Annotated in this window: 18 protein-coding genes; all 18 read right to left on the reverse strand. The window is 52.4% G+C overall.

Going from position 1 to position 13,815, the window contains the following annotated elements:
• Nucleotides 1-203: 203 nt before the first annotated feature.
• The gene (locus B7E11_RS25175) at nucleotides 204-497 is read right to left on the reverse strand and encodes a ubiquitination-like system serine protease family protein (RefSeq protein ID WP_080839959.1); all 294 of its coding nucleotides are present in this window, start codon (nucleotides 495-497) and stop codon (nucleotides 204-206) included.
• Nucleotides 497-1,234 carry a peptidoglycan recognition protein family protein gene (locus tag B7E11_RS25180; RefSeq protein WP_080839961.1) on the reverse strand — a complete coding sequence of 246 codons (738 nt, stop codon included), beginning with the start codon at nucleotides 1,232-1,234 and terminating at the stop codon, nucleotides 497-499. The genes B7E11_RS25175 and B7E11_RS25180 overlap by 1 nt, the downstream gene beginning before the upstream one ends.
• A complete protein-coding gene (locus tag B7E11_RS25185) occupies nucleotides 1,206-1,541 on the reverse strand; it encodes a hypothetical protein (protein WP_080839963.1) in 336 nt (111 codons plus the stop codon). Before B7E11_RS25185 ends, B7E11_RS25180 begins: the two co-directional genes overlap by 29 nt.
• Before the next feature lie 19 nt (nucleotides 1,542-1,560).
• On the reverse strand, nucleotides 1,561-1,905 hold the full coding sequence (locus B7E11_RS25190; protein ID WP_080839965.1) for a hypothetical protein: 345 nt from the start codon (nucleotides 1,903-1,905) through the stop codon (nucleotides 1,561-1,563).
• Nucleotides 1,844-2,986 carry an RNA-directed DNA polymerase gene (locus tag B7E11_RS25195; RefSeq protein ID WP_245809820.1) on the reverse strand — a complete coding sequence of 381 codons (1,143 nt, stop codon included), beginning with the start codon at nucleotides 2,984-2,986 and terminating at the stop codon, nucleotides 1,844-1,846. Before B7E11_RS25195 ends, B7E11_RS25190 begins: the two co-directional genes overlap by 62 nt.
• Nucleotides 2,987-3,292: 306 nt before the next feature.
• A complete protein-coding gene (gene avd, locus B7E11_RS25200) occupies nucleotides 3,293-3,631 on the reverse strand; it encodes a diversity-generating retroelement protein Avd (protein ID WP_080839967.1) in 339 nt (112 codons plus the stop codon).
• 81 nt (nucleotides 3,632-3,712) lie between these two features.
• Nucleotides 3,713-4,681: an SUMF1/EgtB/PvdO family nonheme iron enzyme gene (locus tag B7E11_RS25205; protein ID WP_080839969.1), complete on the reverse strand. Its 969-nt coding sequence runs from the start codon at nucleotides 4,679-4,681 to the stop codon at nucleotides 3,713-3,715.
• On the reverse strand, nucleotides 4,681-5,046 hold the full coding sequence (locus tag B7E11_RS25210) for an AAA family ATPase (protein ID WP_080839971.1): 366 nt from the start codon (nucleotides 5,044-5,046) through the stop codon (nucleotides 4,681-4,683). Before B7E11_RS25210 ends, B7E11_RS25205 begins: the two co-directional genes overlap by 1 nt.
• 15 nt (nucleotides 5,047-5,061) lie before the next feature.
• Nucleotides 5,062-5,568: a signal transduction protein gene (locus B7E11_RS25215; RefSeq protein WP_080839973.1), complete on the reverse strand. Its 507-nt coding sequence runs from the start codon at nucleotides 5,566-5,568 to the stop codon at nucleotides 5,062-5,064.
• 3 nt (nucleotides 5,569-5,571) lie between these two features.
• Nucleotides 5,572-5,868, reverse strand: a complete 297-nt coding sequence (locus tag B7E11_RS25220; RefSeq protein ID WP_080839975.1) for a hemolysin — start codon at nucleotides 5,866-5,868, stop codon at nucleotides 5,572-5,574.
• Nucleotides 5,869-6,762: a putative phage tail protein gene (locus B7E11_RS25225; RefSeq protein ID WP_080839978.1), complete on the reverse strand. Its 894-nt coding sequence runs from the start codon at nucleotides 6,760-6,762 to the stop codon at nucleotides 5,869-5,871. It abuts the gene before it with no gap.
• Nucleotides 6,759-7,874 carry a baseplate J/gp47 family protein gene (locus tag B7E11_RS25230; RefSeq protein ID WP_080839980.1) on the reverse strand — a complete coding sequence of 372 codons (1,116 nt, stop codon included), beginning with the start codon at nucleotides 7,872-7,874 and terminating at the stop codon, nucleotides 6,759-6,761. Before B7E11_RS25230 ends, B7E11_RS25225 begins: the two co-directional genes overlap by 4 nt.
• The gene (locus tag B7E11_RS25235) at nucleotides 7,867-8,313 is read right to left on the reverse strand and encodes a DUF2634 domain-containing protein (protein ID WP_080839982.1); all 447 of its coding nucleotides are present in this window, start codon (nucleotides 8,311-8,313) and stop codon (nucleotides 7,867-7,869) included. The genes B7E11_RS25230 and B7E11_RS25235 overlap by 8 nt, the downstream gene beginning before the upstream one ends.
• 14 nt (nucleotides 8,314-8,327) lie before the next feature.
• Complete coding sequence (locus B7E11_RS29810; RefSeq protein WP_176220892.1) at nucleotides 8,328-8,630, reverse strand: HNH endonuclease; 303 nt, start codon at nucleotides 8,628-8,630, stop codon at nucleotides 8,328-8,330.
• Between the two features lie 298 nt (nucleotides 8,631-8,928).
• Nucleotides 8,929-9,309, reverse strand: a complete 381-nt coding sequence (locus tag B7E11_RS25245; protein WP_080839985.1) for a hypothetical protein — start codon at nucleotides 9,307-9,309, stop codon at nucleotides 8,929-8,931.
• Nucleotides 9,306-10,301, reverse strand: coding sequence for an XkdQ/YqbQ family protein (locus tag B7E11_RS25250; RefSeq protein ID WP_080839987.1), 996 nt, complete (start codon nucleotides 10,299-10,301; stop codon nucleotides 9,306-9,308). The genes B7E11_RS25245 and B7E11_RS25250 overlap by 4 nt, the downstream gene beginning before the upstream one ends.
• Before the next feature lie 15 nt (nucleotides 10,302-10,316).
• Nucleotides 10,317-10,976 carry a LysM peptidoglycan-binding domain-containing protein gene (locus tag B7E11_RS25255; protein WP_080839989.1) on the reverse strand — a complete coding sequence of 220 codons (660 nt, stop codon included), beginning with the start codon at nucleotides 10,974-10,976 and terminating at the stop codon, nucleotides 10,317-10,319.
• A gap of 15 nt (nucleotides 10,977-10,991) precedes the next feature.
• On the reverse strand, nucleotides 10,992-13,646 hold the full coding sequence (locus B7E11_RS25260; protein WP_080839990.1) for a tape measure protein: 2,655 nt from the start codon (nucleotides 13,644-13,646) through the stop codon (nucleotides 10,992-10,994).
• Between the last annotated feature and the right edge of the window lie 169 nt (nucleotides 13,647-13,815).

The raw sequence follows: 13,815 nt of genomic DNA on the forward strand, positions 1-13,815 counted from the left end.
GAAGTCAACGCCATCCGTGCAAATAAACTCTTTCATTTGCTCTTATGCTATTTCACCAGAAAGAGAATGTATTAAATGAAGCAACGCAATACAATGATTGCGAAGAAGGCAAAACGAAAACGCCCCGGAGGTGCTTCCTCGCGAGGCGTTCTGTACCGGTGCTTCCGGATTTGAGATAACAATATCATTGTTGGGTTAATCTGTCAATCCTCTTCCCAGTTTGGCAGTTCCACTGTCTGCCCCTTCAATTCGTGGGTACAGTCGTTCAGGTATTGGATTTTTCCATCCCGAACAAAGCTGTGGCAGATGTCCGGCGGATCGGGATAGCGACCAACTTCAACCTTGATCGATGGGCTGAATGTGGGCGCTTCGACATTCCCATTGAACTGCCAGCGGTCATCGGCATAATGCATGCATCCGCAACCAGGGCATTCAAATATCCAAGCCGGTACGGTACCCCTCGAACTGGTGATTGTTGATTTCTTGACCTTCGGCATTAGATGATGCCTTTCCGGTGCATGATGGTCACGAACCGATAGAAGTCGTAGGACCCACCCTCGGGATTATGAACCAACCCCTTCTGGACTGCTGCGTCCACAGCTTCCTTCGCCCATTCCGGGATTTCCTTCATTTTGGCGAGATTCTGCAATTCCTCTACTTGCTTTTTCAGTTGTTCCACTTCCTGCTTCAACATCTCGTCGTCCTCCCCTTTCAGCTTCGCAGATACAATCTGCTTGAATTTCGCCCATTCGCCTGGATTATTGACAAACCAGCGGTGGCAGTCCTTCCATCCGACAACCTCTTTATGGAGCCACAGATCGTTCTCGTCGAGGTTATGGCGGCGAAGCAAGTCCACTGTCAGGTCGACCAGCGCATCATACGTCTCATCCGTCATCCGACCATCCCAATCGATGTGGCAGCACTCAATGCCAATGGTGCAATTGTTCGGATAACTTGACAGCCGACGCAGAGCATCATCCGTGTAGGTCGTGCTCCCGACATGGTAGCCCATCTCCGATTCAGGCAGGCAACGGATGACTTCCCCGGCAAGGCCGATGATGTAATGCGCACTGCCATAGCCCGTTTTCCCGAGCTTCCGGTTCTCAAAAAAGTTCCGGTTTGCCTGTGCGCTGCTTCCGGGATTGGCGACCCAATGGATGACTACGCCGCGCAATGGCTGTAGTTTAGTTCCGGGTCGGGAAAACTCATTCCTCGTTAGAAGCATTTCCTGCATCGGACTTCCCTCCCTTCAATTGCGGCGGATCAACAGATTTCCGTTGTATCTGTCCGGCCGCAGCGGCGACGAGAAAACCATTCGCAAAGGCTAGCGCATAAATGCGCCAGTCGCTCGCGTCGCCACCAAGAGCTAACTGAGCCGTCAACAGAATGATGGATGCAATCATAACAGCGTACAGGTCGGTAGGCAGGCCTCTCGAAAAGCGATCCACTAACGACTTGGTGTACTGAACGATAAAAAACGTAAGCAAAGAAGCTCCCCCCATTGTGGAAAGAGCCACCCAGGTGAACAATTGCCCTTCCATGGACAATCACCTCCATTTTTTATTTAAGGCTGAGCGCGGCGGAAATGATGGCCGCAATAACCGGTCCGAGAATTGCCCAGACCTTCAGCGCAAAATCCCATCTTTTATTCATAGCCAGTTCTTCGTTCTTTACCTTTGCGCGGTTCATTTCGACGTCACTGTCTATGAGCTTACTGAGCAGTTCCCTGCTCGCTCTGGATTCTTCAGCGAAGGACTTCTCAAGGCGCACTTGCCCGGTCTCAATGTTTGCCAGCTTCGCAGTATTCTCGGCCGATGAAATCAATAATTTCGTTGTGTTGTCCTCAAGTTTCTGGATTCGTTCCTCGTGCTTGTTCAATCGTTTGTGTGCGCTCTCGTCGATCATCCCGATCCCCTCCCCTTTTGAACGACAGCCGCGAGAATACATGCTTTCTCAGGTTGTACGTGTTCCCGTGGCTAAGATATCCGATGTAAGATTGTACTGTGGCATTCACTTCATCGAATTCCACCTCCCCCATGGCGTATAACTTCTCTATATACTTCAGCCGGGCTTTCATTTTCTTTAGCGTTCCCTTCCGCATTTTCCGGTGGGTCGCCCAGATTCGAAAACCGCAGAATTCTATTCCGGTTGAAATCGGTCGAATGGCCGTCTTGTTGTTCAGTGTCAGCCGAAGCCTCTCGTTTAAGAAACGCTCTATCTCGTGCCGAACCTGATGCAAGTAAGTCTTGCTAGGATGCAAGATGACGATGTCGTCCATGTAACGTATGTAATGGCGCAAGCGGAGCGTGTGCTTTGCGAACTGATCCAATTCGTTTAAGTAAAGATTCGCAAAAAGTTGACTCGACAGATTTCCAATCGGCATCCCGATCCCATCCACCCTGTCGGCTTCGAAGCCATGGTCGCCCAGAGGAACGCCGAACTTCGTGTGCTCACTTCGAATGATGGTCTCAAGCAACCAGAGCAAATCCGGATCCGCGAACTTTCTCTTCAGAATGCCGAGAAGAATGTCATGGTCGATTCGATAGAAATACTTCGAAATGTCCAGTTTGAGATAATAGGGCTTCACCGTTGTTCTTGACAGCTTCCTAAGCCAATATTGCAAGCGGTTTGCAGCCTTCTGAACACCCATGCCCCGCCTGCAGGCGTATGAATCGGAGATGAACTGCTTGTCCAGCAGCGGTTCGATGACGCGGTATATCGCCCACTGGATGACCCGATCCCGAAATGGCAGCGCCATGATTAGTCGCTTCTTCGGTTCGTATACATAAAACTCCCGGTACCGCCCAACTTGATAGGTCTTGTAAATCAGGTCATTCTGGGCAGCAATCAGGTTCTCTTCCAAGTTCCGCGTGAACTTCAAGACATCCATGCGGAAACGTTTCAGCTTCGCGGCGTTGCGGTACGCAATCTCCAAATTCTCAAAGCTGTATATTTGTTCATATAGGTTGCTGTATCTACGAATCACGACCCCCTCCTTCCTCTGTGATGGAGTGCGAGCGTGTCACTTTTCGACCATGCTACTCAATGACTTCCCGCTAATTCATGTATTTTGCCAAATCGGCAGGGAGACGGGTCCCTTTTCCCCGTGTACTGGACGAAGCCCCCGTAGGGCTTTGCCTTCTGACTTTCGGGAAGAGCGGAGCGGAACCCGATGTTCGTGTTCACGTTCGAGCGAAGGTTGTTCAGGTTGAGGGCGAAAACGCCCGCATTGCCAGCGTTGTTCCAGTTGCCACCACGAATCGGCAGTTATATGACCCGTCCCCCAGAAAATTCATTGCTTGATGCTCTTCTGCCAGCCGCCGATCATTCGACCGATTTCGCTGAGCATCTTGATCCAATTCTCGTATTTATTGAACGGTAAAAACCCTAAGTCTTTAGCCAGCCTCACGTAATAGCGTAGTGTGTCCAACTCTACATCCAAATCCTGAATTGTGGTTTTCTTGTAATACCTTCGATTGGCCGTAATCATCAACCGGATCAGTCCCAGCATACACTGCTTCGTTTCTGACCCAAGCGTAAACTTCTCCGACTTCGGGTACTGACGAAGGCAGATATACCCGTACTGAACCATGTCGTAGGTCTTCTGCAAAATCTTCAATTCTTCGCTCAATTTTTCATCCCCTATAGCTATTCTTGAAGAAAGAGCCTGCTATCGCAGGCTCAAACAGATTCCAGTTCCCCAGATTCCAGATTACGAGATAAAAGCGGAGCGGAACCCGAGGTACGTGCTCACGCCCGAGCGAGGGGCGCCCAAGTTGAGGGCGAAAACGCCCGCAGGGGAGCCATAGGCCCAGCTGCCACCACGAATCGGCAGGCGTTCGCCCGTAGCATCAAACCAATATCCGTCATTCCCATAGTCGCTCGAACCTGTGCCATCGGCAGTCGCGGGAATGGCAAGCGGACCCCAATCCAAACTCGGCGTGTTCGGAACCGCGCCAGATCGCATGGTCAAGATTTTCTGACCGCTGGTCATTCCGGTCGTAATGTTCACGCCGGTGTTCACCCATTCAGACTCCAGATCGTTAAAGTTATTGTCGATCATGACATAAGCGATGCCATCAATGATCTTCAATCCTTGGACCCATTCCCAAACGTTACCGTTCAGGTCATAGATTCCGTCCGGCGTCCCGTCATGCGACCATGCTGCCGGTCCGGAACCGGTTGCAACTCGCCCCGTCTTGCCAGCCCCAGAATCGAAATATGTTTCTTTGCCGCGTTCATAAGCCGCTGAAATATCGGAGCCGTAGTTGTTGTTGCCTCGCGGTTGGTACCCGTTGGCCTTGCACCAGAGAGCAATCGCGGCCCATTCGACGTTCGTCATCAAATGCCATCCCGGACCCTTCGCGGTGCAGTAACCTTTCGCTGTGTCGTAATTAATGGAAGTCTGCGGGTCTTGTCCTGGGATCGAATAAGCCCGACCATCATGGACGATGTTCTGATACTTCGAAATCCAGATTTCCGATTTGACTACACCGTCTACGATAAAAGCAGGATGCGGCGAAGCTGCTCCACCAGCGACCACATCCGAAATATTGAACTTCGGTACCATGACCATGATCGATGGGTTTCCTTTGTCGTCGTACATTACGGTGTTCTTTCCGCCGCTGGCCGCTTCGACTGCTTGGCGATAGGTGTCTTTAATGCTGAGAACGAACGGCATTAGACCTCAACTCCTTCATTTTGTTGTTCTTGTCCATAATTGGCAGGCAGCCCCCACAGGCGAAGCTGAACCTTGCTCATATCAAGTGGCAAGTCGCGCTCTGCCATGACCGGGTCTCCTTGGTCATCGACCTCGCCCGTATCGTACAGTTCGCGCTCGATCGGCGGAACAACGATGGTGGCAACATACCATGCACCAAGCCCCTCGGTCATTGTCTGCAGTTGGTTGTCCAGGCAGACATCGACCACATGCTGAACCGATTTCTGGCGCTCCTGCAGGTCAATCGTGACGGTGCCGACCGTCAAAACGGTACCCGCCACTGAATACGTTGCTTTCTGACCTTGGGATACTTCCGAAATGATCATGCGGTTCATCCTCCTTTAAACTCTTGGATTGACAAGCGTCCACATGAACGTGACCGTTGATGCGGAACCTGTCATTTTTACTTTAAATCCATTCTGCGTCTTGTCGTACACTTCCAGCCTGCCGACTCGGTCCATATCGCTCGCCGAGATCGGGTTGACGATCACGTCATAGTTCGGCGAGTTGATCTGAGCGAACCCGCCATGACTGACTTCGACGAACGGCTCTGCCGAACGGAAATAACCGTTTGACGCTGCGGCCGTAATGGTCGCTTGCCCCTGCAGAATCCTCTGCTTGAGCAGTTTGTCAATTTCCAGCCGATTACTCAGCGCAAGCTGGATGGCAACCAGCACATCCAGTCCAACATCGAGATGTGCAGTTAACATGCCGGATTCCATCCGGTTCAGGTTGGTTTCATTAACAGGCGTTCCCTCGACAAGAACGTCGCCGGTCTGCTGGTCAATGACCCTATCCTCCCACTCGATCGGCTCGTAGGATTGATTTCTTAAATCTTCAACTGACATCCGCTACACCTCCTGTATGGTAAATTTGAATTCAAGCAGCAGTCCCTTGCCTTCCTCGTGGACTTGCGAGTCCGTGCGTTCAGCGAGCACTTCCCCGGCGCTTCCCAGAAGCCGCGCTCTATTAACTGTGCCGTATGGGTCCTTTTGCGTTAAGTAGATTTGCTTTCGCACAGTTGTCCCTTCGATGATTGATCTTCTGATCTTCGCCGGATAGTTTGTGCTTCCAATGCGGAAATCAGCGGAAACGACCCGGTCATCAAGGTACTGCGCCAACTCTTGCAACACTATGGCCGTCAGCAACTACGCCACCTCCTCTCCGCAATAGGCTGAACCGCAGGCGAATTCGTGACCAGTGCCTGTCAGAGCTGTACCCATCGCAACAGCACTGGTTGATACCAGAGAACCGATGGATGATGGAATAGGTGCTTCGCCGGACTTATAGATACCGGACAAAGGAAAAGTTGATATTGCAGTGACGTGATTCTCCTGAATAACCGCCTTAGAGCCGAGCGAAAAACCAACACCACTCGCCGCGCGGATATGTCCGCTGTATAGTCCGCCAGTTTTCTCAAAGATGCCGTCCCCGCTGACAGGTACAGACTCAAGCTCGATCGTTCCCAACAAGGCGCTTCCGGCACTGTTCCATTTCGGCCACCTTCCTGCCATAGCCGTTCCTGCCTTCAGTTCGAGGTTTACCTCGTTCCGCCGCAAGTGATGAGCGTACACTGTATAACCCGAATCCTGTAAAGATGGCAGGATTCGGAATGAATAACCCGTATGCGCTGGCTTTCGCTTCTCCAGAAGGACGATCAGCGGACCGAAATCGTGCTGGTCAACTTCCGACACGATAGTAAACGGCAGAATCAGTCGCCCCCAGGCAAGCGACAGGTTAGGTTCAAGCGCCTGCAAAGTATTCAACAGCCCTCGTCGTCCAAGGCGTTTCTGTGCCAGAACCTGTTGTCTCCTCGTTTCAATGTTGACTCCTTCATTCACCGGCAGGCCATACTGTTCTTCCCATTCTTTCAGAGTGAATGTAGCTGTCAGAATGGAGAACTGGCGCAAGATTTCGTCGAGCGTAAAGCGCAAATCGTCGATTTCCTTCCCTCGCGAATCCATCAACGCCTGCATGATTTGGGAGTTTGCATAAAAAGACTCGTCAAGATAACTCAGCATTCGCTCCTTCGCTGTTGTCATGAGTACGTCACGCTCCCAAGCTCAGCCAGTTCATTGACCTCTAAAGTGATATCAACGCGCCCTCCATCAAGAAGCAGGTCGCCCACGTTCGAAATGCCTGTGGCTTGAATGACCACTGACTCGGCTTCCCTTACCTTGATCTTCCCGCCCGGATTCACCGCCAGAAGGTAGCTGTTCAATGCGTTCTCGGCGCTTGCCTTCGCTTGATCCAGCGTATATCCCGGTTCAGCTTCCAGATTCGGAATGGTCGCATTGACCAGCCTTGTCTCGGCAGTGTCCACCGTTACGCGCGAGCTTGCGGGCGCTCGCCCTTCGCCAATTCCCCGCCGGTCGGGGTCGAGATGTTCCTGAACCGCATCGACTGTGCCTGCAGGAGCTGGGCGCCCGTCCGGATCCAGAATGATCACTCGCACCGTTCCCTCACCCTGCCATAGCGGCTCGACGAGGACGTTCCCTACGCCGGGAACCTCTTTCGCCCAGGCAATATAATCCGCAATGTTTCCGTCGCCTTCTTCTTTGCGATCTTCCTCAAGGATGCGCTGGCGCAGGGTCTCGTCGTCCTCTTCGTCAAGCCCGCCCTGTGTCGCCGCGATGTTGACCACCGAAGCGACACCATCTAATGGTTCGGTTAAATGCTTAATGGCGCCAATCGGCACGTTGCCCGCCTTCCCGGCTTCGACAGCCTCAACGGCAACCAGTGCCTCGCCGTTGCCGTCCAGAACCACTTCCTCAAGGGTTCGGAACAACGCGGCTGGCGACGATTCTGTGCTTCCTGTGCTGACTTGGTACCCCGAAGGAACGACTGCACCGGGATCGCCTATGAACTTCACACCATCCCCCGCAGTTTTTGCGGCTACTGCTGCGCGGCGTGTCAGCCCGCTTTCCTCCGCTTTCAGGTCGAGATACTGCCCGAACGTGGTGGCGACAAACCCGCGTCGGAGAACTTCCTTCGCCCACTCTGCAGCCAGTATCAGTTCAATGGCAACCGGAGCGATGGTATCCCAAGGAAGCGATCCTTCCGATTTGTCCAAATCATCCGGCATGCGATCCAGCATCCGCTGGCGAATCGCCTCTTCTGTTTGATCTTCTAAAAATGGCGGCAGTTCAACCATTCAGCCTCACCTCCAATCTCCGAGAATCGCCGACGACAGGCACGATCGTAAAGGACACCATCACCTCATCGCCGCGCCATACATAGGCGAAGTCGCGGACAGTTTCAGTACGAGGGTCGACCAGCAACGTCTCGGTGATCGTTCTGGCGATTTCCGCCTCTGCCGCTTTCTTGGTCGGTTGCCGTTTCGCTTCTCGAAGCTCTCCTCCGTAATTCGGTCCATAGGATAGGAAAGCGAACCGCTCCGTCATAACCGCTTTGATGCACCACTGCGCCCAGGCATTCAGTCCATCGGCTTCTGCCACCCTTCCGGATCCGTCAATAACGAAATCCCCTGATTCAAGATCGAACAGCCAGCTTCTTCTATAAGCCGGAGCCGATGATTGTCGGTTTTCTTCGACCAATTCCGGAGCATCGAAAACAGGAAAAAGTGATGGCAATCAGATCACCTCCCCTAGTTTTGAGCAAATGGCATATGCTTTCTGCGCCAATCCTTCGCAGCGGCTGCAGCGCTCTCGAAATCTTCAAAGAGTCCTATATGGTGCATTCGACCGTTAAGCATCGCTTTTGCTCTCCACTTCTTCAACTTTTTATCCCAATGAACCCCTCGTGCTTTACCGCGTTCCGGCAAATTCTGTCCGTTTTGATCATGAGTGACGACCCTTAGATTCTCTTCACGGTTGTCCAACTTCTTCAGGTTGCGATGATCTGCTTCACGATTGTCGCCAAATTCCAACCCCATGATAAATCGGTGCATGAGCATAACTCCTGACTTGATCGTCCGCGCGGCGTAACCTTGTGCTGTGAGTTTCCATCTCCACCGATTAAGGGTCTCGAAATTTTTTCTGTCGATCAATGCCCAGCCCCTGATTTCTCCTCCCTTGCCCCATAAAGGAATTCGCGCTGTTCTTTCGTCAATCAGACATTCCTCAATCGGAACGGTAGGCTGATTCCTTGGCGGCAAAGTCCCTTTGTGATGAGCCTGATTGTAGTGGTGCCTGCAAAGTCCTCGCCCTACGGTCCGCGAATTGCATCCTTCCATTGAGCACGTCTTATTAGGCATCGCCGCTCACCACCCTGCAAAGAACAACCGGATCCGTTCCGTCATTCACCCAAGCTACCAATACCCGATCCCCTGCCTTTAATGGCTTGAATTGATCAGGAGTGACGATTTGATGGTCATGTGCGCCGTTTCCTTGATATTGCGAATGTTCGCCGCTATTCAATTCCGTCGTCGTCATGAAATCCTCGGGAAACGTCAAAAATCCCGATACAAGATAATCCGATGGAGGGATGGGTACCGCGAAGCGATCCAGCAGCAGGCTCTTGTCATCCTGAATGGAGCCGAGCTCCAATTCATTCGGACGTTGTGCCCGTTCCTTGGCTCTGCTGTCTATTGCTTTCGCCAAGCGGTTAATGCCAGCGTTTCCTCTCATGCATCCTCCACCTCCATCGTCATCGTCCGCGTATCGGCATCGTGCTGAATGCCCGATACAATAAAATATCCGCTAAGTGTCCCGGCGTTAATGCTCACCTTGTCACCGCGCCGGATAAACGGCAGATCGGGAGCGACCACCTTCCTGCGCTTGCGCGGCTTCCCGCGCTCGTCCAAAATCTCCTGCGCCGCTTTCTTGGCGGCCGCCTCGGTATCGTATTGCTCCAGATACACAATGTCCTGCAGGACACCGAACTCGGTGCGACCGTCGAGCGTTGAGATGACAGGAGAGCGACCCTCGGTGTCCTCCGCCCCGATGATTTTCACGCGGGTAATCAAGTCCTCTATGTCCTGCTGGTCACTCATCGTCTGGACGTTGTCCTCCTGCCCGAAGTGGTAGATCGTGCTATTTCGCCCCGTCCGGACAACATCGATCTTGCCGCCGCTGGATCGGATGATAAACTTCCCACCTCCGCGCTTCTGCGCCTGATCGAGGACGGACAGCATCATGTCCGCCAGCGTCTTTCCTCGGAACGTCTGCTTTGCCAGCGCGACGTCTGGCCCCTCGACGGTACCGAGCGGAATGCCCCATGCCTTCGAAATGTCCTCGATAATAACGCGAGCCTGTGTTCCGTTCGGGTAAAAGCGGTCATCCTTACTCTTCATCAAATAAATGAGATGGTCATATGCGGTAACCGAGAACCACCCAAGCGGATCCTTTTGATAATCCCAGCCGAAAATGACTCCCTGATGAATTTCCCGGAAGCCCTCTCCCCACGCCGCGTGAAGCAACGTACGCCCGCCTAACGGAAGTTTCTGGTGCAACCACCCGTTCCCCAAGGACTGGTTCTGTATTCGCGCCTGCAGCCGCACAGCAAGCTCACCGGGCTGCTCTTCCCAGCTTAACCCACGAAGCGCCTCCTGCAGGTGAATGCGACCTCCATCAGGCAAGAGAGCCATAAGGTCATACTTGATATCTGAAACATAGATCATGACCGCCCGCCCCCCTTATACCGGCAACCGGAGGACTTGTCCCGGTCTGATGAGGTTAGGGTCTGGACCGACCAGCTTCGTATTCTCGGATATTTCGTATATTTCACGCCAACGCGAACCGTTGCCGAGCGTTTTCTTGGCGATCCCCCAGAACGTATCGCCGGGCTTAACCGTGTAGGTCTTGGAAGGCGCAGGCTTCGGTCTGGTTGAAGATGCTGAAGCAGATAGAATCATGACGGTCGCGCCTTTGGATTTGTCGCCATCGGTTCGAACGACCAACTCCCGAGCCTGAACCAATTCGATCTGATACTGCGCATCACCATGACCGCCGCCCCATGTATGCTCAAACGATTCGATATACACATCGTGGTTGATCGGTGTTTCTGTCACCATGAGCCGAAGGCGTGTCCCGGCATCTCGCCAACTGGACAGAACGCCTGCAATCTCCTTCGGGTCACGCCACGACTTCACAATCGCAAGGTTCTGCCTTCCCTCGCCGGGGAAGAATCCCTCCCACGAAAACCGAACAGGCGTCTGCCCCTGTGGCAGTTTCACTTCCCCAAGCTCGATAACCTCATAGGTTTGCATACGAGCGGCGGTGGCGGCGGTGATGCGTTCAGGATTAACCGGGAAATGCAATCGATTCCCTTCTGAATCCGATAAATAAAAATCCACGCGTCCACCACCTCCTTAATATGCTGTTTGTGGTAAATTACTGAAAATATCTCCAAGTGCACTTCCTAATTCTTCTGCAACGTCATCGGCGATTTCTTTCTGATTGTCCCGGATGATGCTTAAGACTTGCTGAGCGTCGACTGCCGCATCAATGCGATAGTTTGGCTTTGATTCCACCTTAATAACGACATCTATTTTTCTCTGTGAGTTATATGGCGAAAGCGGTGTAGATGCTGGTAAAGGAGAAAAGTTCGATCTGCTTAATGGTCCTAAGGAATGTAATGAGGGACCAAACGTTGGTGATGGGCCAAACATCTGCGCGGCATTCGCGAACGCACCCGCTGCCACCGAAAGAATGTTCACATCCAAAACATGTTTTCCGTTCTGTAGCGGATCGGGAATTTTTTCAGTAACCTTTTCCTTGATTTCTTTGGCTTCTTTAGCTTTTTCGCCTTTAGAAAATAAACCACCAACCCAATCTCCGAGCATGCCTCCACCAAAGCCACCTATAATACCACCTGCAACGCCGCCAATGGCTGTTCCGATTACTGGTACCACAGAACCAGCAGCCGCTCCAGCAGCCGCCCCGGCCGCAGCGCCGCCCCATCCCCCTATCGAACCTCCAATGGCACGATTTCTCTCCTCGCCTGGCTTTGCCGATGCAATCTGAAGTGCGTCCATACCTAGCCCGATTGGCAAAAATAATTTTCCTGCTCCGCGAGAAAGGTTTCGGAGGAATCCTCCTGATTTTGGCGCACTTTTCACAATTTCATCTGCTTTGGACGCATCCGATGCGCCGCCTCCGAATAGTTTGCCGATAACAGGTATGCGCCCTAATTTACCTTTTGCAGATGAAGCAGTTTCAGTTATTCTTGACCATAGCCCTGCCCTCTTCGTTGTCTCGGCGGCTTCCTTGGCTTTTTCCACAGTGCTGATAGTGGACGGTAGCGGCCTGCCATGCTGGTCAAGAATCGGGCTCATTTTGGGAGCGTCCGGTGTCTTCGGAATACCGGTATCGGAACCGCGCGGACCCGTCCCGCCTGAAGGTCCATTTCCTCCGCCACCCCTCTTGCCACGAAACCAACCTACAGCTTTTTTACCGACATCCCATGCACCTTTCCCAACTTTAGCAGGCCCTTTCAATAGCCCTCCAATCTTGGAAAGAAGCCATGCGTCTAGCAACAATGCAATGCTGCCTCCAACAAGGCTGTCATTTCCGCCTCCAAAAAATGATGGCTGAATATTCTTAAATGCCTCGGCAGCTTTCTGAGCGATTTTCCCGGCATCGAATGCTTCCAGAAATGAAGTCAGGAACGCATTCCCTGCCGTGGAGCCAGCTTGTATGAACGGCGATTCATTTATTTGGCTTTTGGGGTCGGCCACGCCTAATGCAGACATGATGAATCCGCCGATGGCTCCACCCATTGTGCTTCCGATTTTCTCGGAAGCTGATGTAACCTTGTCTTTCCCGCTGTTTTGCCACCATTCGTTGAAAAGTCGACTCAGATCGTCAAATACGAACTTAATCTTTCCTTCAAAATCAAGTTTCTGGAAATCGGGGTTGTCCAAGTACCTCCGCTGGATGTAGCCAAAGGAAGTCTCGAATTTCCGAAGAACCCAATCTGCCGCGTCTCTTGCTGTTCGTTCGAGAGCGTCGCCCCAACGCTTAACCTTGTTCTGATTTTTATCGAACCACTCCTGAATGCTTTGCAAGCGAGGCAGGAATGATTTCTGAAGCCCTTGCCCCCAGCGAGTTAATATGTTCACATTGAACACGTCCATGATTTGCGAGAGAAGCCCCCTCGCAGTACGCGTGGCGGTTTTCTCCATCATGCCGTCAAATTCGCCCATCCCTTTCATGATGGCCGTTATGGCTCTCTCGGCATCAACTTTCCCCTGCTCGGATAGTTTTCTAACATCTGCAATGCTCATTCCCATAGAATCAGCGAGATACTTCCATGCCTGAACCCCTGCATCCGTGAGTTGGTTCATGTCTTCAGCAGTTACCCGCCCCAAGGCTCGCATTTGACCAAGGGCGTATACAATCCGCTCTATTCCAACCGAACCAGTACCCATCGCCGCCGAGACGTTCCCGATTTTCTCAAGCATAGGAATGACTTCGTTCTGATTAAACCCTCTTACAAGCAACCCTTGTGCCTGTTGAATAACGTCAGACTGAGAGAAAGGCGTGGCGATTGCAAACCCCTGTATCTCCTTGATGAATGCATCCGCCTTTTCAGCGCTCTTCAGCATGGTCTCAAATCCGATCCGCGCCGTTTCCAAATCATCCGCCAAAGATACTGGTTTAATGATTCCGCCGTAACCAGCACCAAGACCCGCGATCAGTCCGCCAGTGGTAAAGGCCAGCCTACCGATCGCCCTCAGAGGACGTGTTGCAAGGTCGAGAACCCTAATCGTAATCCGGTATGAACGACCAACCAGTGACTGAACCCGAGAACCTACCCATCTGATAACTGCAGATGCGCGGTCAACGGCATACAGAGTCATTTCCCAGCGCGACCTGTCCATTCGTTCCAACTGCTTCTGTGTACGACGGAGGGTAATCTCGAACTTCGTAACACGTTCCTCGGCTCGAGAGAGCGCAGGCTCCGTGTTGTCTTCCACATCGACAGGAATCTCGATCCTGAATGTCTCAACGCTTTCAGCCACCTACGCTCACCTCCTGTTTTTGTTCTCGATTTCGCGCCGGATTCGATCTTCCTCTTCAAGCGTCAATCGCATTGAAGCGAAACAAAAAGCCCGAACACCTTCAGGCTTCTGCATAATCTCGTCGGGCGTTCTGCCTGTCCGAATGAAAATATGGTGCAGGAGAGTTGTG

It is taken from the genome of Cohnella massiliensis, assembly GCF_900169535.1.
GTDB lineage: Bacteria > Bacillota > Bacilli > Paenibacillales > Paenibacillaceae > Cohnella > Cohnella algarum.